This is a genomic window from Brachybacterium sp. GU-2, from assembly GCF_030866705.2.
GTDB lineage: Bacteria > Actinomycetota > Actinomycetes > Actinomycetales > Dermabacteraceae > Brachybacterium > Brachybacterium conglomeratum.
The window spans coordinates 2,180,640-2,200,606 of the sequence record NZ_CP133037.2; the positions used below are offsets into that span (position 1 = coordinate 2,180,640).

Sequence of the window (19,967 nt, forward strand, 5' to 3'; positions counted from 1 at the left end):
GACGCGGCGCCACCCGCCGCGCCGTTCCCCGGCGCCGCGTGCTCCGTCGTGCTCTCGACCGCGTCGCTCGTGCTCTCGCTGTCCACGTCTGTCTCCTCGTCCTCCGGGTCTCCCCATCGAGTTCCGGGTCCTCCCCCGCCGCGGCGCTGGCCCGCCCCGCAGGATACGGGGCGGGCCGAGCCGTGGTGCCGCGGGCAGGGCTCCTCGACCACGCCGCCTCAGGCGGGGCGCTCCTGCAGGGTCACGTCCACGGCGCCCTCGGCCGTGAGCGACCGCTCCGCCGCCTCGCACACCGCCGCGGCGGCATAGCCGTCCCAGGCGGTCGCCGAGCGGGGCGCGATGTTGCTGCCGTCGGCCACCGCGGCGACCCACGCCTGCACCTCCGCGTCGTACGCGGCGATGAAGCGGGGGCGGAAGTCCAGCGGCACCTGCCCGCCCCAGCGGGAACCCGCCTGCTGGGTGGTGACCATCCCGGACTCCTGGCCCACGGTCGCCGCGCCCTTCGAGCCGACGAGCTCGGTGCGAACCTCGTAGCCGGCATCCGTGCTGACCCACAGCTCGTCGGTGACCACGGTGCCGGAGGCGGTGCGGAACAGGAACAGCAGCGGGTCGTGCAGCCCCTCGGGCGCCTTCTCGGTGCTGCGCGGCATGACGGTCTGCACCGAGACCACCGGCTCCTCGAGGAAGAAGGAGATCGCGTCGATCTCGTGCACGGCCGAGTCGTAGACCATGTGGGTGTCGGTGAAGCCGGGCAGCACCGAGGCGTTGCGGTGCTTGCAGTTCAGCAGCATCGGCGTGCCGAGCTCGCCGGCCTCGAGGGCGTCCTTCAGCTCGCCGTAGCCGACGTCGAAGCGGCGCATGAAGCCGAGGGAGACCAGCGGGGTGCCGGCCTCGGCCTCGGCGCGGACCACGTCGTAGGCGTCGGAGGGGTTCATCGCCAGCGGCTTCTCGCAGAGCACCGGCTTGCCCGCCTCGATGCAGGCCAGGACCTGCTCGCGGTGGAACTCGCCGGGGCTGGCGATGAGCACGGCGTCGACGTCGCCTGCCGCGACGACCTCCTGCCAGGTGTCGACGACGCGGGAGCCGGCGGCCGTGGCGGAGACCTTCTCGGCGGTCTCGCGCAGGTAGTCGCTAAGCACGCTGACGCGCGCGCCCTTGATGCGGCGCGTGATGCGCTCGACGTGGTCGGCGCCCATGCGGCCCACGCCGATCACGCCGACGCGGACGTCCTGCGGGGGTGCGGTCTGCGGGCCGGGCTGCACGGGTGCGTCCTGCTCTGCGGTCATCGGGCCTCTCCTTCGAGTCGGGGGTCGATCCCGGCGTCGGCCCAGGTGTCGCGCACCCAGCCCTGCTCGGGATGGTCGGTGATGTTCCAGGCCCGCTCCGCCTCGGGGCCGGCCATGACGTTGAGGTAGTACATGTCGTGGCCGGGCGCGGCGGCGCAGGGGCCGTGCCAGCCGTGCGGAACCAGGACGGTGTCGCCGCTGCGCACCTCGGTGAGCACGTCGATCGGCTTGTCCTCGCCGCTGGAGGTGGTCTGGTGGAAGCCGAAGCCGGGTCCGGCCGGGCCGTCCTGGATCTCGTAGTAGTAGATCTCCTCGAGCTCCGATTCCGTCTCGGTGGTCTCGTCGTGCTTGTGCGCGGGGTAGCTGGACCAGTTCCCGCCGGGGGTGATGACCTCGCAGGCGATGAGGGAGTCCATCTGGTCGAAGGCGCCGACGGTGCCGAAGTTGCGCACCTTGCGGGTCATGTTCCCGCCGCCGCGGATCTCGACGGGGACGTCCTCGGCGCGGATCAGCGCGACGGGGTGGGCGCCGGTGGCGACGGCGGTGGCGAGCGCGAAGCGGCCCCCGTCCTTCGAGGAGATCGTCAGCTGGGAGCCGACGGGGACGTAGAGCACGTCGGTCGCGGAGGCGAAGACGTCCTCGCGGCCGCGCAGGTGGTGGGTCTCACCGGCCACGGTGACGTCGCACGCCCCGTTCAGCGGCACGACCATCGCCTCGACGCCGCCCGCGGTGACCAGCTCGCTGCCGCCCGGGGCGAGGGCGAGGACGCGCAGGCCGGTGTGAACCCAGCCCTCGCGGGCGCCCGGGTCGATGATCGTCTCGTAGTTGCCGCGGCCGGTGGACCCGGCCGGCAGGTGGAGCTGCTCGGTGGTGCTCATGGATGCTCTCCTGTTCTCGATGCTGCGGGCGGGACCGTCAGGACGCGCTCGCGGAGCGGATCATGTCGACCGAGGCGGAGACCGCCGCGGTGACGTCGCCGCCCGCCGGGTACAGCAGGGTCCGTCCGACGACGAGGCCGCGCACGTTCGGGCGGGCCAGAGCCCTCCCCCACGAGGCGCGGATCGTCTCGGGATCATCGTCCACCGGGTCGCCGCCGAGGATCAGGGTGGGCATGGTGGTCGCGTCCATGACTCGCTCCATGTCCTCGACCGCGGGCAGCTTCAGCCAGGTGTAGGCGCTGGTCGCGCCGAGGCCCTGAGCGATGTGGATGGACTTGATGACCGCCTCCGGGGAGAGGTCGTTGACGACCTTCGTGCCCGGCCCGCCGGGACGGGACGACATGAACGGCTCGACCATGGCGATCAGCTCGTGGCGGGCGAGGTCGGTGACCGCGTTCGCGCTCGCCTCGAGGATGAAGGAGGTGCGGTCGTCGTCGAGGTCGATGCGGGTGAGCATCTTCCCGCCGTCGAAGCCGGCCTGCTTGATCGAGGCCGCGTCGTAGGCGGTGAAGCGGTCCTCGATCTCCCAGGACCCGCCCTGCAGGCCGCCGCGGTTCATCGAGGCGAACACGACCTTGTCCTCGAGCGCGCCCATGACCAGCAGGTCCTCGAGGATGTCGGCGGTGCCGAGCACCCCGTCCACGCCGGGCACGGCGAGCGCCTCGCGCATGCGGTCCAGTAGCTCGGTGCGGGAGGCCATGGCGTCGGCGCGGGAGCCGACGCCGAGCGCGCCGCGGGCCGGGTGGTCGGCGGCGATGATCATCATCGTGCCGTCGGTGTCGGCGACGGTGCGGCGGGAGCGGGTCGCGGCCAGGCGGGCGAAGCGGCCCGGATCCTCGATCCGCACGCGCGTGACCTCGTCGTAGGTCGAGACGAAGCCGTCGGCGCCGGTGCTGGGGCCGGTGGCAGCGGTGCTGGTGGCGCTGGTGGTCATCGCTGCTCCGCCCCGACGGTGCCGCGACCCCGCAGGGCGCCGAGCATCTCGTCGACCGTCTGGCCGTGGTTGGGGTCGCCGCCCGCGATCAGCAGGTCGATCTCCTTGGTGGTGGGCATGGCGGTGGAGCACTCGAGGCGCGAGGTCACGATGGCGCCGGCCGCGTTGCAGCGGGTCAGCGTCTCCTCGAGGGACTGGCCGGTGAGAAGGCCGTGGCAGAGCGAGCCGCCGAAGCTGTCGCCGGCGCCGAGGCCGTTGATCACCTGGATCAGGTTCGGGGCGACCACCACGCGCTCGTCGGCGGTCTTGCCGAGCACGCCCTTGGGGCCCTGCTTGACGATCGCGATCTTCACGCCGGCCTCGAGCAGCGCGTCGGCGGCGCGCTCAGGCTCGGTCTCGCCGACGGCGACCTCGCACTCCTCCTTATTGCCGACGGCAACCGTCGCGTACTGCAGCGCCTCGCGGTACTGCTCCCGGGCTTCCTCGATCGAGGACCAGAACATGGGCCGGTAGTCGAGGTCGAAGACGGTGTGCCCGCCCTCGGGACCGCCGTCCGCGCCGCGCGCCTCGAGCGCCGCGTGGTGGGCGGAGCGGCTGGGCTCCTCGGACAGACCGGTGCCGGAGAACCAGAACAGCGGCACCTCGCGGATCGCGTCGAGGTCGAGGTGCTCGGGCGCGACCTGCAGGTCGGGGGCGCTGGGCTTGCGGTAGAAGTACAGCGGGAAGTCGTCCGGCGGGAAGATCTCGCACAGCGTGATCGGGGTGTTCAGCTCGTCGTTCTTCACGACGAAGCGGCCGGAGACGCCCAGTCGCTCCATCTCCTTGACCACGTAGCGGCCGAAGGGGTCATCGCCCACGCCCGTGATCACGGCGGGCGTGTGCCCGAGCCGGGCCGCGGCGACGGCGACGTTGGTGGGGCTGCCGCCGAGGAACTTGCCGAAGCTGTGGATGTCCTCGAGACCCTTCTCGATCTCCAAGGGGTAGATGTCCACGCCGCTGCGGCCGAACGTGATGATGTCGAGATCAGATGCCATGGCTCTCCATGCCTCCCTGCGTCAGAACCTGGTGCGGTGTCGCGGGCCGCTCTGCCCCACGACCCTCCGGTCACCACCCATGATCACATGGGGAACGGTCTTTGTCCATACAAATATCGGTGATTGTCGGGCGGGTGTGCCCACGGCGGCGATCCGGGGGCCTCCCGCTGCCTGAGCCCGCCCGTCGGCCGCCCTCGGGCGCCCGCCGTCCCGCCGGCCGCCCGAGCGGCCCGTCGGCCTGAGCGGACGTCCCCGGCCGACGGCCCGCCGGATCGAGTGGCGGATCTCGACCACTTCGAGTGAGGCCGAGGGCAGATGCTCGGCAGCCGGGCGCCCGGCCTCAGAGCTCCCCGGTGAGGAACTGCGCACGGCCCCGGCCGAAGGACCAGTCCTCGTGGCCGTTCTCCACGACGGAGATGATCAGGTCATCCTCGCGCACGAGACCTGCGGCGGCGAGACGCTCCGACAGCGCCGCGTAGATCGCCGTCTTCTGCTTCTCGCCCCTCCCCTGCTGGGTGATGTGGATGATGACCACGCCGTCGCTGCGCTCGAGGCCGAGACCGGTGTCCTCGGCGATGATCGAGCCGACGGGCAGGGTCTCGAGGATCTGGTAGCGGTCGCCGGGCGGGGCGGCGAACAGCTCGAGCATGACGTCCTGGACGATGTCGGCCATCTGTCGGGACTGCTCGGGGATGCGGACGTCCTGCTGGGTGATGCGCACGAGCGGCATGGGGGTGCTCCTTCTGGGGACTGGGAACTGCAGATCGGGGAACAGCGGCTGGGGGACTGCGGTGCGGGGGACTGCGACGACGGGGGCTGCGAAGAGGGGGCCTGCGAAGTGGGGAACTGCGAAGAGGCGGCTGCACCGACCACGGGGCCTCCGCCCCGCACCGAGATCTCCATCTGGACCGTCACCGAGCCGCTGTGGCGGTCCAGATGCAGCGCTCGGCGACGGTGCGAACCACGGGGCGGAGCCGCGGCGGGGTGCTGACAAAGCCGGCGGGCGGGGCCGACGGCGGCGCGATCAGCGCAGGCGGATGACGCCGCCGGCCTCGCGGAACTCCCACTCGATGCGCTCGAGGCTGAACTTCCGCGTCTCCGGCACCCGCAGGAAGTACCAGATGACGGCGAAGATGTTGATCGCCGCGAACAGGCCGTAGGTGAACGCCGGGCCGACACCGTCCATCAGGACCGGGAAGACGACGGTGACCGTCATGTTCGCGAGCCACAGGAGCATGACGGCGAATCCGTTGGCGGCGCCGCGGATCGAGGCCGGAAAGATCTCCGAGAGCATCACCCACATGACCGGGCCGGGGCCCGACTGCATGCCGAGCATGAACAGCACGATCACGACGACGACGAGATAGGGGAGGAAACCGGGGATGTCCGGCGAGACGGTGCCGTCGAGGTTGATGTACGGGTTGATGCCGAGCAGGAAGATCGCGGTCATCGCGATGAGGGACAGGGTGAGGATCACCTGGCCCACGAGCAGCACCTGGCGTCGGCCGAAGCGGCGCAGCGCGAGCAGGCCCGCGGCGGAGCCGATCACGGAGGCGACGCCGGTGAAGACGTTGAGGATGATCGAGGCCTGCGAGTCGAAGCCGGCCGCCATCAGCACCTTAGGGGCGTAGTACATCATCGTGTTCACGCCGGTGAGCTGCTGCAGGATCGCGAACGTCCCGCCGAAGACGATGATCGAGCGCAGCCAGGGCACCTTGAAACCGTCGCGCAGGCTGAGCTTCCGCCGCTTGGCCTCGAGGCGACGAGCCTCCTCCATCTCGGCGACCTCGGTGAGGACGTCGTGCTTGCCCTCGACGCGCAGGCGCTTGAGGGAGCCGATCGCCTCCTTGATCTCGCCGCGGCTGACGTGCCAGCGGGCGGACTCCGGCATCAGACGGATCCCGATCCACAGCGCGATCGCGGGGACCGAGCAGAGCACGAGCATGTAGCGCCAGGCGTGGCCGTTGCCCTCGGAGACGCTGACCCCGGCGATGCCGGCGAGCAGGTCCCAGGAGACCGTCTCCCCCGCCTGGTAGGTGCCGGAGGGGTCGTTCTCGACGACGGCCTGGGGCCCGCCCTGCAGCGAGGCGATCACGGCGTTGAAGGCGAAGGCGGCGAGCTGGCCGGTGACGATCATGAGCTGGTCGACCGCGACGAGCATGCCGCGCTGCTCCTTGGGCGCGGACTCGGAGAGGTAGACCGGCACGGTGGTGGAGGCGCCGCCGACGGCGAGGCCCAGCACGAAGCGGGCGATGTACATCAGGACGATGTTCGGGGCGAGGGCGCAGCCGACGGCGCCGACGAAGAAGAGCACCGCGAGCAGCAGGATGTTGTGGCGTCGGCCGTAGCGGTCCGAGAGCCGGCCGCCGAGGACCGCGCCGACGGCGCACCCGAACAGCAGGAAGCCACCGATCAGACCCTCCTCGAGGGAGGTCAGGGCGAGGCCGCCCGCCTCGTAGGGCAGGTGCATGTAGGGCAGGGCGCCGGAGATCACGCCGGTGTCGTAGCCGAAGAGGAAGCCACCGAGACACGCGACCACGGCGAGGAATCCGATCGAGCGCTTCTTCCCGGAGGCGGGGGTCTTCGCGACCAGCTCGCGTAATCTCTCGGTGGATTGCGACGGGGTGAGGCTCATGTTCCCTCCTTGGAACCTGAGACCGACGCCGGGGCGCCGGTGCGCGGTGCCGCCGGGCACCTGCGCGCTGTGCGGGGTCGCTCCCCGTCGATCCGCGGCGTCCTGATATGTCAGGACGGAGGAGCGCTGGAGAGGCTTGATTGTCCTGTCTTAATGACCGAACAACACTGACGAGACGGCAAGCTAACACAGGATCCTGGCGCCGGGAAGGGCTGTTCGGCCCGAGATCCCGAGCGCAGATCGCGCCCACCAGTAGCTTTACCGCAGACACCTGCAGGCATTCTTGTCATGACAAAGTGTTGACATGGGTCGCCCGGCGGGCCATGCTTGTCCCACGAGCTCATCGTCGAGTGGCCCCGCGCGGGCCCCGGCGGTGACGACGAATCCGCCCGCCGGCGTGCACGGCGGGTCCGACCTCCCCGCCCCATCGTGCGGCGGGCCTGCATCACGGAGGCAGCATGAGCGAGACCCCTTCGGCCCAGGTCGCGGCATCGGCCGTCGGCGCATCGTCGGCGCCCACCGCATCGTCAGTCCCCGCCGGCACGATCCGGCTCACCGTCGCCCAGGCCCTGGTGCGCTTCCTCGCCGCTCAGCACAGCGAGCGCGACGGCGTGCGGCAGCGTCTGATCCCCGGCGCCTTCGGCATCTTCGGCCACGGCAACGTGGCGGGCGTCGGTCAGGCGCTCCTGCAGAACGCGCTGGCTCCCGCTCCCGCCGAGGCCGCCGCGCCCGTCGAGGCTGCTATCCCCGCCGAGGCGGAGATGCCCTACTACCAGGCCCGCAACGAGCAGAACATGGTCCACACGGCCGTGGCCTACGCGCGCACGAAGAACCGTCTGCAGGCCATGGCATGCACCGCCTCGATCGGCCCGGGCTCGACGAACATGGTCACCGGCGCGGCGCTGGCGACCATCGACCGGATCCCCGTGCTGATCCTGCCCAGCGATGTCTTCGCCAACCGCGCCGTGGACCCCGTGCTGCAGCAGCTCGAGGACGAGCGGGCCATGGACGTCACCGTCAACGACGCCTTCCGCCCCGTCTCGCGCTACTTCGACCGCATCTGGCGGCCCGAGCAGCTGATCCCCTCGCTGCTGGCCGCGATGCGCGTGCTCACCGACCCCGCCGAGACCGGCGCCGTGACGATCTGCCTCCCCCAGGACGTGCAGGCCGAGGCGCACGACTGGCCCGCAGAGCTGTTCGCCGAGCGCACCTGGCACGTCGGCCGCCCCGTGCCGGAGCCCGCGGCGCTCGACCGCGCGCTCGAGGTGATCCGCGGGGCGCAGCGCCCCGTCGTCATCGCCGGCGGCGGCGCGATCTACTCCGAGGCGAGCGAGGCGCTCGCGGCCTTCACCGACGCGACCGGCATCCCGGTGCTGGACACCCAGGCCGGCAAGGGCGCGCTGAGCGCCGACCACCCGCTGTGCATCGGCGGCGTCGGCGCGACCGGCAACGACGCGGCGAACACGCTCGCGGCCGAGGCCGACGTGGTGATCGGCGTGGGCACCCGCTACACCGACTTCACCACCGCCTCGCACACCGCCTTCCGCAACCCCGACGTGCGCTTCGTGAACCTCAACGTCAAGGCCTTCGACGCCGCGAAGCACTCAGCGACCATGCTGGTGGCCGACGCCCGCGAGGGCCTCGCCGCGCTGCAGGCCGGGCTCTCCGACTGGCAGGCCCCCGCCGCGCACGGCGAGCGGGCCAGGCAGCTCCGCGCCGACTGGGAGCGGCTCGTCGAGCCCTGCTTCCAGCCCCATGACCAGGAGCTGCCCGCCCAGACCGAGATCTTCGGCGCGCTGAACGAGCTGATGGGCGACACCGACATCGTCATCAACGCCGCCGGGTCCATGCCCGGCGACCTGCAGGCGCTGTGGAAGGCCCGCTCCCCGCAGCAGTACCACCTCGAGTACGGCTACTCCTGCATGGGCTACGAGCTGCCGGCCTCGCTGGGAGCGAAGATGGCCGCGCCGGAGTCGGAGGTCGTCGCGATCATCGGCGACGGCACCTTCCAGATGGCGCCGCAGGAGATCGCGACCATCGTCGCCGAGCGGATCAAGGTCATCCTGGTGATCCTGCAGAACCACGGCTGGTCCTCGATCGGCTCCCTCTCGGAGTCCCACGGCAGCCAGCGCTTCGGCACCAAGTACCGCATGCGCGACGAGCAGAGCGGGATGCTCGACGGCGACAAGCTGCCCTTCGACATCCCCGCGAACATCCGCTCCTACGGGCTCGAGGTGCAGGAGGTCTCCGACACCCAGTCCTTCCGCGAGGCGTACCGCCGCGCGGAGCAGTCCGAGGAGGCGACCGCGATCGTGGTCAACACGAACCTGTACGGCCCGAACCCGCCCGGGATCGGCTGGTGGGACGTGCCGGTCAGCGCCGTCTCCCGCCTGGAGTCCACCCAGCAGGCCCGCGCCCAGTACGAGCAGGACCTCGTCCCGCAGCGCCACTACCTCTGAACCGTTCCAGGCCGCGCACAATTCTGCGTCCTGTGCGTGACCTCAACTCCATATACGTCCTGAGGTCACGCCTGGAGCGCAGAAGTTCGCGCAGCGCCCCCTCTGACACACCACAAGACCACCACGACACCCCCACCCCCGAGGAGAGACACCATGGGATACGAGATCACTCACTGGATCGACGGCCGCGAGGTCGCCGGCGCCGGCTCCACCCAGCCGATCATGAACCCCGCCACCGGCGGCGAGGTCGGCACGCTGCAGCTCGGCGACGCCTCCACCGTCGACCAGGCCGTCGAGGTCGCCCAGCGCGCGCAGAAGGAGTGGGCGAAGGTCTCGCTCGCCAAGCGCACCCAGATCCTCTACCGCATGCGGCAGCTGATGATCGAGCACACCGACGAGATCGCCGTCGTGATCTCCCGCGAGCACGGCAAGACCGTCGGCGATGCGAAGGGCGAGATCGCCCGCGGCCTGGAGACGCTCGAGTTCGCCACCTCCATCACGCAGGACCTCAAGGGCGGCTTCTCCCAGAACATCTCCACCGGCGTGGACGGCCACACCCTGCGCCAGCCGCTCGGCGTCGTCGCCGGGATCACCCCCTTCAACTTCCCGGCGATGGTGCCCTTCTGGATGCACCCGATCGCGATCGCGACCGGCAACGCCTTCATCCTCAAGCCCTCCGAGCGCGACCCCTCCGCCTCGAACATCGTCGCCCGCCTCTACCAGGAGGCCGGCCTGCCCGACGGCGTGTTCCAGGTGGTCCACGGCGGCAAGACCGTCGTCGACGCGCTGTGCGAGCACGACGGGATCTCCGGGGTCTCCTTCGTCGGCTCCACCCCGATCGCCAAGCACGTCCACGCCACCGCCTCCGCGGCCGGCAAGCGCGTCCAGGCCCTGGGCGGCGCGAACAACCACGCCGTGGTGATGCCGGATGCGAACATCGAGTTCGCCGCCGCGCAGGTCGCCTCGGGCGCCTTCGGCTCCGCCGGCGAGCGCTGCATGGCCGTCCCGGTCGCGGTGACCGTGGGCGACGTCCACGAGGAGTTCCTCGCCGCGATCAAGGCCGAGGCGGAGAAGCTCGTGGTCGGTCCGGGCGACGACGAGAAGACCGACATGCCGCCGGTCATCACGCCCGACGCGAAGGCGCGCGTGATCCGCATGACCGACGAGGCCGAGCAGGCCGGCGCCACCATCGTCGTCGACGGCCGCGGGCTCGTGGTCGAGGGCTTCGAGAACGGCAACTTCGTGGGGCCGACGGTCATCACCGATCTCGTCGCGGACCACCCGACCTACACCGAGGAGGTCTTCGGCCCGCTGCTCGTGGTGATGCACGTGAACAACTTCGACGAGGCGGTCGACCTGGTCAACGCCTCGCCGTTCGGCAACGGCACCGCGATCTTCACCGACTCCGGCCACTACGCGCGCCGCTTCGAGGACGAGATCCAGGTGGGCATGATCGGCATCAACGTGCCGATCCCGACCCCGGTGGGCTACTACTCCTTCGGCGGATGGAAGGACTCGCTGTTCGGCGAGCACCACGCCCACGGCCCCGAGGGCGTCTCCTTCTACACCCGCCAGAAGGCCGTCACCACCCGCTGGCCCTCCCAGAACGAGACGGTCGAGTCCTCGATGAGCTTCCCGACCCACGACTGAGCAGCCGCACGGGCGGCCGACGGGGCCGGACAGCCCCGTCGGCCCCGGCCCGTCGGCCACCCGGCCCGTCGGCCACCCGGCCCGTCGGCCGCCCGTCCCGTCGGCCGCCTGGCCGTCCCGTCGCCGCCCGCCCCGTCGGCCCCGGCTTCCCGTTCCCGGCAGGTTTTGCACCCGTGACGACTCATGGCAGCGCCAGCATGAGTCGTAGCGACAGCAAAACCTCATCAGCAGCCGCGCCGCCGCCGGCTCCACGGCCGGCCCCCCGGCCCCACGCCCCGCATGACCTCCGAAGGAGCAGAGTCTTGACCACCACCTCGTCCTCCCCCGCACCCGGCCCCGCCGCCGGCGACAAGTCGCGCAACCCGCAGGCGCCCTACGACAAGCTCACCATCGGCGTCTGTCCCGACCAGTGGGGCGTGTGGTTCCCCGAGGACGAGAAGCAGATCCCGTGGCGCACCGCGCTCGGCGAGATGGCCGAGGCCGGCTTCTCCGTGATGGAGACCGGGCCCTGGGGCTACTTCCCGAAGGACGCGAAGGAGCTGCGGTCCGTGATGGACGAGCACGGCTTCCGCGTCGTGGCCGGGACCGGCTGGGGCATCCTGCACAAGGAGGAGGCCTGGCCGGAGACGGAGAAGACCTTCCGCGCGATCGCCGAGACCCACGCCGCCGTCGGCGCGGAGTACATGGTGCACCTGCCGCCGATGTACCGCGACGAGAAGACCTGGCAGTTCACCGACGACCGGGAGCTGACCGGCGAGGCGTGGCGGCGCTACGTCGAGAACGCCAACGAGCTGGGCCGCATCATGAAGCAGGACTACGGCCTGACGATGGTGCTGCACCCCCACGGCGACTCCCACATCGAGACGCCCGAGGAGATCGCCCGCGTCTTCGAGGCGACCGACCCGGAGCTGGTCAGCTTCTGCCTGGACACCGGCCACATCGTCTACGGCGGCGGCGACCCGATCTCGATGATCGACGAGTACCCCGAGCGGATCGGCTACGTGCATATCAAGGCCTTCGACCCGGACATCACCCGCGAGGCGCACGAGAAGGACTGGCCCTTCGGCGAGGCCGTCGCCAAGGGCGCGTCGGTGAAGCCGCCGGCCGGGCTGCCGGACATGAAGGACCTGGTCGAGAAGCTGGTGACCCTCGACAAGGAGCTGTACGTGATCTGCGAGCAGGACCTCTACCCCTGCGATCCGTCGCTCCCGCTGCCCAACGCCATCGCGACCCGCGAGTTCCTGGCCGAGTGCGGCCTGGGCGTGAAGTGAGAGGAGACCTCCCATGGTGAAGATCCTGCTGGACCCGTCCATGTACCACCCGCACCTCAGCGTCGCGGAGGAGCTCGCGAAGGCCGCCGAGCTCGGCTACGAGTACCTCGAGCTCTCGCCCCGCGCCGACTTCCACGAGTGGCACCACTACCCCAAGGTGGACAGCCACCAGATCGCCGAGGTGAAGCAGGCGATGAAGGACACCGGGGTGAAGATCTGGACCTTCAACCCCGTCTTCGACTGGGCGAGCCCCGACGAGCAGGAGCGCCAGGCGCAGGTGCGCAACTGGAAGCGGCTGCTGGAGATCGCCGACGCCCTCGAGGTGCCGCTGATCGCGACCGAGTTCTCCGGCGACCCGAACCGTCCCCGGCAGAGCGAGGGCCAGTTCTACAGGTCGATGGAGGAGCTGATCCCCGTCTTCGAGAGGTACGGCCTGGAGTGCACGATCGAGGCGCACCCCTACGACTTCGTCGAGGAGAACGACCGGGCCGTGCAGATCATCCGCGGCGTGGACCGGGACTGGCTGAACTACGAGTTCTGCTTCCCCCACGCCTACCACCTCGGCCAGGGCGCGAGGGACCCGCGCGAGATGATGGACTACGCCGGGGACCGGCTGAAGCACCTGCACATCGCGGACGTCTTCGACCACACCGCGAACGTCGGCAACCGCTACATCATGAACCCGCCCGGGGTCGACGCCCGCATCCACCAGCACAACGAGATCGGCAACGGCGAGATCGACTGGGACGCCGCCTTCGCCTACCTGCGCGAGCGCGAGTACGACGGGCCCGTGTCCGTGTGCGTGTTCGGCTGGGAGGAGGAGGCCGACGCGATCAACGTGCGGATGCGCGAGCGGATCCAGAAGGAGCTCGGCCAAGGAGGCGCTCATGCGTGAGATCGGCATCGGCGTGGTGAGCCTCGGCTGGATGGGGCGGCTGCACTCCGCGTCCTACCAGCGGATCCCCTCCCGCTTCCCCGAGCTGGGCATCCGCCCGCGGCTCGTCGTCGCGGCGGACCCGATCGAGGAGAACCAGAAGGCCGCCGTCGAGCAGTTCGGCTTCGAGAGGGCCGTCGCCTCGATCGACGAGGTCCTCGCTGATCCGGAGGTCGAGGCGATCTCGATCTGCTCCCCGAACTTCCTCCACCGCGACTTCGCGGTGAAGGCGGCCGCGGCGGGCAAGCCGTTCTGGATCGAGAAGCCGATGGGCGTCTCCGCCGCGCAGTCCCGCGAGATCCGCGACGCTGCGGCGGCGGCCCGGGACGGCGCCGGCATCGCGACCGCGGTGGGCTTCAACTACCGCCACGCCCCCGCGATCGCGCACCTGCGCGAGCTCGTCGCCGGCGGGCGTCTGGGCCGGATCACGAACGTGCGCTGCTGGCTGATCGCCGACTACGCCTCCTCCCCCGAGGGGCCGCTGACCTGGCGATACGACCGGGACAAGGGCGGCAGCGGCGTGATCGGCGACCTGCTCTCCCACGGCGCGGACCTGGTCCAGCACGTCACCGGACAGCGGATCGCCGAGGTCTCCGCGACCACCGACATCTTCGTCCGCGACCGGCCGATCCCGACGAAGCTCGGCGTGGGCCACGGCGGCTTCGAGGTCGGCGAGGAGCGCGGGGAGGTCGAGAACGAGGACTGGGTCGCGGCGCTCGCCCGGCTCGACGGCGGGGCGCACGCGACGCTGGAGTCCTCCCGCGTCGCCCGCGGCCATCGCAGCGACTACGCGCTGGAGGTGTTCGGCACCGAGGGCTCGGCCCGCTGGTCCTTCACCCGCATGAACGAGTTCGAGGTGATGATCGGCGAGGGCGGCACCGAGCACGGCTACACCACCGTGCTCGCCGGTCCCGGCCACGGGGATTACGCTCGCTTCCAGCCCGGCCCTGGCATCCCCATGAGCTTCGACGACCTCAAGACCATCGAGGGCGCCGCCTTCCTCTCCGACGTCGTGGACGGCACGCACCGCGCCCCGAGCGCCGAGGACGGGGTCAGCGCCGCCGAGATCTGCGAGGCGATCGTGCGCTCGGCGGCGAGCCGGGCCTGGGAAGACGTCGCGCAGGATGAGAGGGCCTGAGAGCGGTGCGTCCTACGCCGCCCGTCCCTCGTCGCCGCGCAGCCGCCGTTCGGGGTCCGGGACGCTCGCGAGCAGGGCGCGGGTGTACTCGCGCTGCGGATTCCCGAGCACCTGCTGAGCGCTGCCCTGCTCGACGGCCCTCCCCTGGCGCAGCACCGTGACGTGGTCCGCGAGGGAGCCGACCACGGCGAGGTCGTGGCTGATGAACACGCAGGCGAAGCGGGCCTCCTCGATCGCGTCGCGGAGCACCTCGATCACGTGGGCCTGGATGGTGACGTCCAGGGCGCTGGTGGGCTCGTCGGCGATGAGCAGTGCCGGCTCGAGGATGAGCGCGCGGGCGATCGAGACGCGCTGGCGCTGCCCGCCGGAGAGCTCGTGCGGGAGCCGGCTCGCATAGGAGGCGGGCAGGCGCACCACCTCGAGGGCGTGTCGCACCCGTCGGCCGATCTCCGCTCGGGAGGTGCGACCGGCCAGCTTCAGCGGCTCCCCGATGCTCCAGCCCACGGTGCGTCGCGGGTTCAGCGAGGAGGCGGGGTCCTGGAACACCAGACCCACGCGCGCATAGGCAGCACGACGCTCCGCGGCCGACAGGGTGCGCGGGTCCACGCCGTCGAGCTCGAGCCTCCCCGCCTCGAAGGGGACCAGTCCCGCCAGGGCCTTGCCCCAGGTGGACTTCCCGGACCCGGACTCACCGACCAGGCCGTGGATCTGCCCGCGGCGGATCTTCATGGACACGTCCTCCAGGGCGAGGTGCGCACCGCCGCGGCGGCGGTACTCCACCGACAGCCCCTCGACCAGCACCGCCGGCGGCTCGGGGGCGCTCGCCCCCGCGGTCTCGACGGCGGCGCCGGAGGTCTCCGCGCCCTCGTCCGGCGCGCTCCGCTCGAGGCTCTCGGCCAGGCGCGGCACGGCGGAGAGCAGCTCCTGCGTGTAGGGCTCCGAGGCGGCGGAGAGGACCCGGCGGTAGCCGCCCTGCTCGACCGCGTCCCCGTCCTTGAGCACAACCACCTCGTCGGCGATCTCGCCCACCACGCCCATGTCGTGCGTGATCAGCAGGATCCCGATCCGGCGCTCCTGCACGATCCGCACCAGGAGGTCCAGGATCCCGCGCTGCACGGTGACGTCCAGGGCGGTGGTCGGCTCGTCGGCGATGAGCAGCGAGGGGTCTCCGCTGAGGGCCAGCGCGATCATCACGCGCTGCATCTCCCCGCCGGAGAGCTCGTGCGGGTAGGAGCGGGCGGTGCGCTCGGGATCGGGCAGACCCACCGCGGTCAGCAGCTCCCGGGTGCGCTCGGCAGCCCGCGCCCCGCCACGCAGCCCCTCGCGCTGGGCCAGCACGTCCCGGAACACAGCGGAGACCTTCATGACCGGGGACAGCGACTGCGAGGGCTCCTGGAAGACCATCCCGATCCTCCCGGACCGGATCCGGCGCATCTCCTGCGCGGGCCGGCCCACGAGCTGCTCGCCGTCCAGCAGGGCGCTGCCGCTCACCTCGGCGACGCGCGGCTGCAGGCCGATCGTGGCCAGGGCCGTCATCGACTTGCCGGACCCGGACTCGCCCACCAGGGCGGTGATCCGCCCGGCCCGCACGGCGAGGTCCAGCCCGGCCACCACGGCGCGGCCCCCGATCGTCACCCGCAGGCCGTCGAGGACGAGGAGCTGATCGGTGGTCATGACGGGAGGCTCATGGGATCGGGGCGGCTCATGCGCTCAGCGTGACCGTGAGGTAGTTCGGGTAGGCCGGGAACTCGCCGATCACGAAGTTCTCGACGCCCGATCCGTGGAGGAAGGAGTTCTTCGAGTAGATCAGCGGCACCACCGGCGACTGCTCAAGGATCTGCTTGTCCACGGCGGCCCACAGGGCGTGCGCCTCCTCGGGATCGACGGTCGAGGAGGCCTCGAGGAGCGCCTCGTCCACCTCGGGGTCGTCGAAGCGGGCGAGGTTGTAGTTGCCGCCGCCGATCTGGCTCGAGTGGAACAGCGGAGTGAGGTTCGCGTTCGGGGAGGGGACGTCCGGCTGCCAGGAGCTGAGCACCAGGTCGTAGCCGCTGCCGTCGCCCGCGGTCACCTCGGAGGAGTACGCGTTCTCGTCCAGCGGCTGGATCGTCACCGTGATGCCAGCGCGGGAGAGGCCCTGCTGGATCGCCTCGGCGGCCCCGGTCTGGTCGTCGGTGATGACCAGGCGCAGGTTCAGCTCCCCGGCGCCCGCCTCCTTGAGCAGGCGCTCGGCCTCCTCGGGATCGCCCGCGGGCTCGTCCGCGTACAGCGAGTACTCCTCGCGGCCGGCGATGCCGGGGGTGATCAGCGTGGTGGCGTAGTCGCCGGAGATCTCACCGCCCTTGGCGGTCAGGTAGGCCTGCTTGTCCACGGCGTACTGGATCGCGCGGCGCACGGCCGGGTCCTTCAGCGCCTCGGACTCGGTGTTCAGGGCCAGGTACTCCAGCGCTCCCGGCCCGGAGGTGACCAGCCGGTCCCCCACGTTCGGGTCGTTCTGCGCCTGGACCAGCTGGGCGGTGGGCACGAAGGTGGACAGGAACGCGTCCTGCGCATCGGACCGGTCGGCGATGAGCGACTGCGCGACCACGCTCGCGTCCTGGGCGAGGGCGAACTCGATCCGGTCCGGGCCGCCGGTGCGGGCCTGGTCGGTGGCCGGATCCCAGTTCTCGTTGCGCACGAGCACGGCGCGGCTGCCGGGGGCGTAGGACTCCAGGCGGTACGGGCCGCTGGTCACGGGCTCGGTCGCGTAGGTCTCGGGCTCCCCGGACTCCTCGGGGACCGGGGCGAAGGCGGGCGTGGAGGCAATCCAGCCGAAGTCGCCGTAGGGACGGTTCAGATGGAAGACGAGCGTCAGGTCGTCGGGCGTCTCGATGGAGTCGAGATGCTCTCCGGAGAACGGGCCGGAGTAGTCCTGCCCGCCCTCGAGGAGCACCTTGTGGTAGGTCAGACCGCCGGTGAGCTCGGAGGCGAAGGAACGCTCCAGGCCGTACTTGACCGTCGCCGCGGTGATCGGGGTGCCGTCCTCGAACTGCAGCCCCTCCTGGAGGGTGAAGGTCCAGGTCGCACCGTCGTCGGACGGGGTGCCGACATCGGTGGCGAGATCCGGGATCAGCTCGGTGGGGGCGTCCGCGGAGGTCTTCCACGCGGTGAGCCGACGGGCCGTCAGGCCCAGCGTGGTGATCGCAAGGTTCTGACTGGTCGCCGGGTCGAAGCTCATCTCCTCGCCGGTGGAGAAGATGGTCAGCGTGCCGCCGCTCTCGCCGTCGCCGTCGGATCCGGAGCCGCTGCCGGAGCCGTCGCTCGAGCAGGCGGCGAGCGCGCCGGTTGCCAGCACGAGCGGCGTGGCGGCGAGGACGCCGCGTCGGGTGAAGGGTGTCGGGGTCATGGCGTGGTCTCCTGGGGATCCGGATCGGACGGGACGGTCTGGGCGGTGGGTCGGCGCAGGGATCGGCCGCCGACGGCGAGGCGGCGGTCCAGCAGAGGGCGGGCGAGGTCGGCACCGAGGTTCGCGAGTACGATCAGCAGCGAGCCGACGAGGGTGGTGCCGACGATGACGGGCAGGTCGGCGGTCGAGGTCGCATCCAGCAGCAGGGCGCCGAGGCCCGGCTGGCCGAAGATGCGCTCGGTGATGACCGTGCCGCCCAACAGCGCCCCGATGTCCAGGGCGATGAGGGTGGTCAGCGGCAGGGCGAGGTTGCGCAGCGCGTAGCGGTCGATGCGCCGCTCGGGGAGCCCGGAGGCACGTGCGGTGCGCACGTAGTCCAGTCCGAGCTGCTCGATCATCGAGGAGCGCACCAGGCGGGCGTAGATCGCGCCGTTGAGGAAGGCGAGGGTCGCCCAGGGCAGCACCAGGTGACGCGCCCACTCCAGCGGCCCCTCGGAGAAGGGCACGTACCCGCCGCTGGGCAGGAGGTCCAGACGCAGCGAGAAGACCACCAGGACCAGCAGGCCCACCACGAAGGCGGGGGCGGAGGCGGCGATGACGGACACGCCGGTCACCACCCGGTCCAGGAGCCCGCCCTGGCGTCGGGCGGCCAGGGCGCCGGCGGCGATCCCGAACAGGGCCTGCAGGGCGACGGCGCCGATCGCGATCGAGAAGGAGACCGGGAACCGGTCGGCGACCAGGGCGGTGACGCTCTCGTGGAGCTGGAAGGAGTAGCCCAGGCACGGGGCCGCGCACTCGACGACCACGTCGGCCGATCCGAAGGTGCGCCCGGTGACGATGGCGCCGAGGAAGGTGGCCAGCTGGATCCACCACGGCTGGTCGAAGCCCATGAAACCGCGGGCGGCCTCGAGGTCCTCGGGCGAGCAGGGCTTGCCGCACATCTGCAGGGCGGGGTCGATGGGGGCGACGTAGAAGATCGCGAAGGTGAGGCCGACGACGACCAGGAGCACGCCGAGGCTGCGGCCCACGCGCCGGAGAGCGGAGATCATGAGCGCCCTCCTCGCGGGTCCAGGGCGTCGCGCAGGGTGTCACCGAGGATGTTGAAGGAGAAGGTGACCAGGAACAGCGCCGCGGCAGGGAACAGCAGGAAGGCCGGATCCACCAGCAGCCAGCTGATCGCGTCGCCGATCGACCGCCCCCAGGACGGGGTGGGCGGCAGCACGCCGACGCCGAGGAAGGACAGCGTGGCCTCGGCGCTGATCCTGCCCGGCAGCGAGATGCAGGAGAAGACGATCACGGTCGAGGCGACGTTGGGCAGCACCTGGTGGCGAAACACGTGGAAGAAGCGGGCCCCCATCACGCGGGAGGCGACCACGTAGGGCTGGCGCACGATGACCCGGGTCTCGGCGGCGACCACGCGGGCGATCCCGGGCCAGCCGAACATGCCGATCACCAGCGTGAGCAGCAGCGCCCTGGGGGCCTCGAGGGGGAACAGCGCGCTGAGCGCGATGGCGAAGATCAGGAAGGGGAAGCCGAGGGTGACGTCGGTGGCGAAGTCCACGAGCTTCTCCACCGCTCCGCCGACGGCACCGGCGACGATGCCCAGGACGACGCCGATGATCGTGGCGAGGATCGTCGAGGCGATGCCCACCAGGAGGGAGACACGGGCTCCGTGGACCACGAGCGAGAAGAGGTCACGGCCCGTCCCGGGCTCCACGCCGAACCAGTGCTGTGCGCTCACGCCGCCCAGGGATCCCGCGGGGGCGGTATCCGGTCCGAGAGCTTCAGGGTGATAGGTGAAGGGGTCGTTGCCGCTGAGCGCGGAGAGCTGACCGGCGAAGACGGCTGCCAGCAGGCTCATCGCCACAAGGACTGCGGCTGCAAGCGGAACAGGGCGGAGGAATGCGCGCCACACTCCCGGACGGGAGGGACGCTCGTCCGGCAAGACGGCCGCTTCCGTCGGAAGAGCATCGCTAGGTGCCATCACTAGAACCTTCATCCGTGCAAACTTGAGCGATTGACAGTATCGCACCATCCGGGACCCGCCCCGGCCACGATGACGGAGGAGGTCGCCTGCCTGCTCGAGCGGACGACGCGACCGCGGCCGGCCCGGCGTCCTCGCCGACGAGGCTCACCTCGACCCCGCCCGTCGGCCGGTCGAAGCCTTCGAGCGACAGCTCGCCGAGGCCGCGGGACCGGCCAGGTGCACCTTGTGCTCGGCCATGAACTCGCCGAGGGACTCCAGCGCCGCGACCCGCAGCTCGTGGAAGGAGCCGTCGGCGTAGGGCCGACGTTTCCAGCACCCG

At 71.1% G+C, this 19,967-nt stretch carries 15 protein-coding genes; 5 read left to right on the top strand and 10 right to left on the bottom strand.

The window, feature by feature from the left end:
• Nucleotides 1-218: 218 nt before the first annotated feature.
• From RBL05_RS09965 to RBL05_RS09990, 6 genes are all read right to left on the bottom strand, one after another.
• Nucleotides 219-1,286, bottom strand: coding sequence for a Gfo/Idh/MocA family protein (locus RBL05_RS09965; RefSeq protein WP_308739625.1), 1,068 nt, complete (start codon nt 1,284-1,286; stop codon nt 219-221).
• Nucleotides 1,283-2,164 carry a 5-deoxy-glucuronate isomerase gene (iolB, locus tag RBL05_RS09970; RefSeq protein WP_308739624.1) on the bottom strand — a complete coding sequence of 294 codons (882 nt, stop codon included), beginning with the start codon at nt 2,162-2,164 and terminating at the stop codon, nt 1,283-1,285. Before iolB ends, RBL05_RS09965 begins: the two co-directional genes overlap by 4 nt.
• 37 nt (nt 2,165-2,201) lie before the next feature.
• Nucleotides 2,202-3,158 (bottom strand): deoxyribose-phosphate aldolase, encoded by a 957-nt coding sequence (locus RBL05_RS09975; protein ID WP_308739623.1) that lies wholly within the window; start codon nt 3,156-3,158, stop codon nt 2,202-2,204.
• Nucleotides 3,155-4,192 carry a 5-dehydro-2-deoxygluconokinase gene (iolC, locus tag RBL05_RS09980; protein ID WP_308739622.1) on the bottom strand — a complete coding sequence of 346 codons (1,038 nt, stop codon included), beginning with the start codon at nt 4,190-4,192 and terminating at the stop codon, nt 3,155-3,157. The genes RBL05_RS09975 and iolC overlap by 4 nt, the downstream gene beginning before the upstream one ends.
• 340 nt (nt 4,193-4,532) lie before the next feature.
• Complete coding sequence (locus RBL05_RS09985) at nt 4,533-4,922, bottom strand: tautomerase family protein (protein WP_308739621.1); 390 nt, start codon at nt 4,920-4,922, stop codon at nt 4,533-4,535.
• A gap of 294 nt (nt 4,923-5,216) precedes the next feature.
• Entirely contained in the window at nt 5,217-6,827 is a 1,611-nt protein-coding gene (locus RBL05_RS09990) for an MFS transporter (RefSeq protein ID WP_308739620.1), read from the bottom strand.
• A gap of 458 nt (nt 6,828-7,285) precedes the next feature.
• On the opposite strand from RBL05_RS09990, the gene iolD reads away from it, so the two are divergent.
• From iolD to RBL05_RS10015, 5 genes are all read left to right on the top strand, one after another.
• Entirely contained in the window at nt 7,286-9,286 is a 2,001-nt protein-coding gene (iolD, locus tag RBL05_RS09995) for a 3D-(3,5/4)-trihydroxycyclohexane-1,2-dione acylhydrolase (decyclizing) (protein WP_308739619.1), read from the top strand.
• Between the two features lie 153 nt (nt 9,287-9,439).
• Nucleotides 9,440-10,936 carry a CoA-acylating methylmalonate-semialdehyde dehydrogenase gene (locus tag RBL05_RS10000; protein ID WP_308739618.1) on the top strand — a complete coding sequence of 499 codons (1,497 nt, stop codon included), beginning with the start codon at nt 9,440-9,442 and terminating at the stop codon, nt 10,934-10,936.
• A gap of 302 nt (nt 10,937-11,238) precedes the next feature.
• The gene (locus RBL05_RS10005) at nt 11,239-12,207 is read left to right on the top strand and encodes a TIM barrel protein (RefSeq protein WP_308739617.1); all 969 of its coding nucleotides are present in this window, start codon (nt 11,239-11,241) and stop codon (nt 12,205-12,207) included.
• A 13-nt stretch (nt 12,208-12,220) separates the two neighbouring features.
• The gene (locus tag RBL05_RS10010; RefSeq protein WP_308739616.1) at nt 12,221-13,102 is read left to right on the top strand and encodes a sugar phosphate isomerase/epimerase family protein; all 882 of its coding nucleotides are present in this window, start codon (nt 12,221-12,223) and stop codon (nt 13,100-13,102) included.
• Nucleotides 13,095-14,279, top strand: coding sequence for a Gfo/Idh/MocA family protein (locus RBL05_RS10015; RefSeq protein ID WP_308739615.1), 1,185 nt, complete (start codon nt 13,095-13,097; stop codon nt 14,277-14,279). Before RBL05_RS10010 ends, RBL05_RS10015 begins: the two co-directional genes overlap by 8 nt.
• 12 nt (nt 14,280-14,291) lie before the next feature.
• Here the strand turns inward: RBL05_RS10015 and RBL05_RS10020 are convergent, their stop codons facing one another.
• The 4 genes from RBL05_RS10020 to RBL05_RS10035 are packed head-to-tail and all read right to left on the bottom strand — an operon-like array spanning nt 14,292 to nt 19,660.
• Nucleotides 14,292-15,953: an ATP-binding cassette domain-containing protein gene (locus RBL05_RS10020; RefSeq protein ID WP_308739614.1), complete on the bottom strand. Its 1,662-nt coding sequence runs from the start codon at nt 15,951-15,953 to the stop codon at nt 14,292-14,294.
• Nucleotides 15,954-15,981: 28 nt separating this feature from the next.
• Nucleotides 15,982-17,661, bottom strand: a complete 1,680-nt coding sequence (locus RBL05_RS10025; protein ID WP_308739613.1) for an ABC transporter substrate-binding protein — start codon at nt 17,659-17,661, stop codon at nt 15,982-15,984.
• On the bottom strand, nt 17,658-18,710 hold the full coding sequence (locus tag RBL05_RS10030; protein WP_308739612.1) for an ABC transporter permease: 1,053 nt from the start codon (nt 18,708-18,710) through the stop codon (nt 17,658-17,660). Before RBL05_RS10030 ends, RBL05_RS10025 begins: the two co-directional genes overlap by 4 nt.
• The gene (locus RBL05_RS10035) at nt 18,707-19,660 is read right to left on the bottom strand and encodes an ABC transporter permease (protein WP_412523761.1); all 954 of its coding nucleotides are present in this window, start codon (nt 19,658-19,660) and stop codon (nt 18,707-18,709) included. The genes RBL05_RS10030 and RBL05_RS10035 overlap by 4 nt, the downstream gene beginning before the upstream one ends.
• Between the last annotated feature and the right edge of the window lie 307 nt (nt 19,661-19,967).

What these genes read in the sequence shown, in the direction of transcription:
- iolD (WP_308739619.1), top strand. Translation starts at nt 7,286, where the DNA reads ATGAGCGAGACCCCTTCGGCCCAGGTCGCGGCATCGGCCGTCGGCGCA.
- RBL05_RS10035 (WP_412523761.1), bottom strand. Translation starts at nt 19,660, where the DNA reads ATGAAGGTTCTAGTGATGGCACCTAGCGATGCTCTTCCGACGGAAGCG.
- RBL05_RS10010 (WP_308739616.1), top strand. Translation starts at nt 12,221, where the DNA reads ATGGTGAAGATCCTGCTGGACCCGTCCATGTACCACCCGCACCTCAGC.
- iolB (WP_308739624.1), bottom strand. Translation starts at nt 2,164, where the DNA reads ATGAGCACCACCGAGCAGCTCCACCTGCCGGCCGGGTCCACCGGCCGC.
- RBL05_RS10030 (WP_308739612.1), bottom strand. Translation starts at nt 18,710, where the DNA reads ATGATCTCCGCTCTCCGGCGCGTGGGCCGCAGCCTCGGCGTGCTCCTG.
- RBL05_RS09975 (WP_308739623.1), bottom strand. Translation starts at nt 3,158, where the DNA reads ATGACCACCAGCGCCACCAGCACCGCTGCCACCGGCCCCAGCACCGGC.
- iolC (WP_308739622.1), bottom strand. Translation starts at nt 4,192, where the DNA reads ATGGCATCTGATCTCGACATCATCACGTTCGGCCGCAGCGGCGTGGAC.
- RBL05_RS09990 (WP_308739620.1), bottom strand. Translation starts at nt 6,827, where the DNA reads ATGAGCCTCACCCCGTCGCAATCCACCGAGAGATTACGCGAGCTGGTC.
- RBL05_RS09985 (WP_308739621.1), bottom strand. Translation starts at nt 4,922, where the DNA reads ATGCCGCTCGTGCGCATCACCCAGCAGGACGTCCGCATCCCCGAGCAG.
- RBL05_RS10015 (WP_308739615.1), top strand. Translation starts at nt 13,095, where the DNA reads ATGCGTGAGATCGGCATCGGCGTGGTGAGCCTCGGCTGGATGGGGCGG.
- RBL05_RS09965 (WP_308739625.1), bottom strand. Translation starts at nt 1,286, where the DNA reads ATGACCGCAGAGCAGGACGCACCCGTGCAGCCCGGCCCGCAGACCGCA.
- RBL05_RS10020 (WP_308739614.1), bottom strand. Translation starts at nt 15,953, where the DNA reads ATGACCACCGATCAGCTCCTCGTCCTCGACGGCCTGCGGGTGACGATC.
- RBL05_RS10000 (WP_308739618.1), top strand. Translation starts at nt 9,440, where the DNA reads ATGGGATACGAGATCACTCACTGGATCGACGGCCGCGAGGTCGCCGGC.
- RBL05_RS10025 (WP_308739613.1), bottom strand. Translation starts at nt 17,661, where the DNA reads ATGACCCCGACACCCTTCACCCGACGCGGCGTCCTCGCCGCCACGCCG.